The organism is Ignavibacteriota bacterium (assembly GCA_016218045.1).
In the GTDB taxonomy this organism is placed as follows: domain Bacteria; phylum Bacteroidota; class Ignavibacteria; order SZUA-365; family SZUA-365; genus JACRFB01.
Genome location: JACRFB010000047.1, coordinates 1 through 2,943, shown reverse-complemented (window position 1 = coordinate 2,943; position 2,943 = coordinate 1). Strand labels below are relative to the sequence as shown.

General features: G+C 59.0%; 2 protein-coding genes. Both read left to right on the top strand.

What is annotated here, in order from left to right; translation table 11 throughout:
* A partial coding sequence (locus tag HY962_12885) for a T9SS type A sorting domain-containing protein (protein MBI5647817.1) occupies positions 1-266 on the top strand: 266 nt, incomplete at its 5' end.
* Between the two features lie 71 nt (positions 267-337).
* Positions 338-2,943: hypothetical protein (locus HY962_12880; protein ID MBI5647816.1), on the top strand; the 2,606-nt coding region annotated here is incomplete at its 3' end.

Here is a 2,943-nt window from a genome sequence, read left to right as displayed (position 1 = left end):
CGACACATCCCGTCATCGCCGGGAACAGTCCCCAGCCCTTCACGTCATACACGGATATCACCTTCGCACTTCCCGTACAATCAACGGCAACGCTGCGCATCCACGACGCCCTCGGCCGTCTCGTCGCCACACTTGTCGACGGCGTGTGCGAGGCGGGCTCACATCACGCCCGCTTCGATGCAGGGGGACTGCCGGCCGGAGTATACACCGCGCGGCTCGACACACCCGCGGGCAGTGCGCAGCGCGTGATGCTGATGCTGCGGTGAGAGGGCGAGATACCATGTTTTATTTTTCCGGTCGCTACGGCACTCGTGTTCCCATCGGGATGGAGGTTGACATGTTGCACTTCAGACATGTGCTTGTTCTCGGTTTCCTGCTTCTTTGCCCATCATCAATGCTGCAGGCCCAACCCACCTGGGAATATCTCGGCGGGCCGCTGAACGATTCGGGGTATGTCGCGGAGGTCATCACGCTGTGCCTCGATCCGTGGGGGCATCTCCATGCGGCAACCGAGAATGATGGTGTTGCGCGACTCGACCTCGCCGGGCGAAGATGGTCGCCAGCGAGAACAATACCAGAGTCAGGAGTCTCTTTCTCCGCAATACAGCCCCACCCCGGCGGACTGCTCTTTGCCGCGGGGCGTTCGCGCGGTCTCTACGTCTCTCGCGACACGGGACTCTCGTACGTACCGTTCGCCCTGGCACCGACGGACATGGGCGATTGCCGTGCTCTTGCGGTGATGACCGACGGCACCATACTCGTCGGTGGGACGGGGATGGTGTACCGCTCGACCGACATCGGCGCTACATGGACGCGTATGTCGCTCGGCGGCAGTACGCAGGCAATTGCACTTTCTCACCGTCCGGAAAGCGACACCGTGGCACTGGCCGCGAATCCGGGACTTCTCTTCTCTGAAGACGCCGGTCTGCAGTGGCGCGGTATTGCCCAGTCGTTCGGACCGCTGCCGGTATCCTTGATTGCCGTCGGAAAAATCGGGAGCGGCTACGGAGTGCAGCTCCAGAACGGCGGTCCGCGACTCATGCGGCTCGGTTCGGGCGGTTCGTACTGGACGGAGATGTCGTATGGGTACACCCGTCAGATCCGCTCGCTGGCCACCACCGACGAGTTTATCTTCATCGGTCTCGAATCGGGCATTCATTTTTCACCAGATGCAGGACGCAGATGGTTGGACATGGGAGGCGCATTTTCCGGACGAAGGGTGTCAACGGCGGTTTTTGCGCCATCGGGCGTGGTGTATGTCGGATGCGCACCCCACGTCCCCGCAATGTCCGCATGGGATCGTTCCGGCGGCGTGTATGTGAGTAACGAGGATCTCACGGTACGTTCCAAGGCCCCTCCTATACAGTTGGTTCCCGCCGACGGTGCCATCGTGGACGCACCGCCAAAACTGCGCTGGACAAACACCTGGCCTTTGTCGGGCTACCACGTGCAATGCTCGACGGACTCACTCGGCGGATCTCCCTTTCTCGATGAAAAAGAACTCAGGGACACTGTGTTCCTAGTGAATAATCTGAAAGCGGGGATGCGCGTCTACTGGCGTGTCGCAGGCATGTACGACTCCGAGACGGGACCGTGGTCGCCGATACGATCATTCACGATCAGAACACCCATGCCACCGCGGGCACCCTCGCTGTCCTTCCCGCCCGACGGTTCGGACTCACTCGCCGCTGGAATTCTTTTTCGTTGGAACCAGGAGCCCGATGGCCGTACATACGCCATCGACGTTGCGTTCGATTCCTCCATGACGTCGATAGCTGCCAAAGCCGATAATCTCCCCGGAACAGAGTATCTGTTTCATCCCGATCCTGTTGAACGTACATATTACTGGCGCGTCCGGGCGACAAATCCCGACGGTACAGGACCTTGGTCACCCGTCTGGCGGTTCACAACAGCGCCCTACACCGGAGCTCCGACACTTGTGTACCCGGTACACGGCGCAACCGTCTTTTCGAATGGAATATATGTGCGCTGGACTGCTCCCAAAAAATGGAGACGCGCCGTCAATACCTATCTCTCCATCGATTCGACCTTCACAAGCGGCCTGGTCTCGCAGACTACCTCTTCCACCGGCGATTCCATCGCCTTCCGAAATCTGGAGTCGAATGTCCGATATTACTGGAAGGTACGCTGTCTGTGGACAAGTGGCACGGGTCCCTTCTCAGAGACGTGGTCCTTCGAGACGAAACCAGGCCCGCCACTCACGCCAGATTTGCTCTTCCCGCCCGATGGGGCGGATTCGCTATTTTCCTCGCTGCGTCTCTCCTGGGAATTGATGAATTGGACAGATACAAGCACCATTGAGATCTCCAACGATCCGCTCATGCAGGCGAACGTAACCCGTCTCGATTCGCTTCGGCAGTCGTACGTCATTCTGAATCAACTCCCAACCAACGCTACCTTTTACTGGCGTGTGCGCGCGCACAATTCGAGCGGCTCCAGTCCCTGGTCTCCGATCTGGCATTTTACCACTTCCGCATACTCCGGGCAGCCCATCCTTCGTTATCCGCCGAACGGCGCAGTCATTGCGCCAAACGCCGTGTGGTTCCAGTGGCAAACTCCGTTTCAGTGGTTCGAATCCGCGCTGCTGGAGGTTGACCCGGATTCTGGATTTGGAACGAATTATCATGACCGATTCTCAACGAAGCGGGGGGACGCGGCGGAGAAGGTGCTTCAACTCGAGCAGAACAAGAAATACTACTGGAGGGTGCGTTTCACGTGGTCCTACGGAACCTACAGTGCAAACTCCGAAACGCGGACCTTCACAACCAACAACGCCGTCGGTGTCGATCAGCCGATAAGCACCAGCAGACCGACACATCCCGTCATCGCCGGGAACAGTCCCCAGCCCTTCACGTCATACACGGATATCACCTTCGCACTTCCCGTACAATCAACGGCAACGCTGCGCATCCACGACGCCCT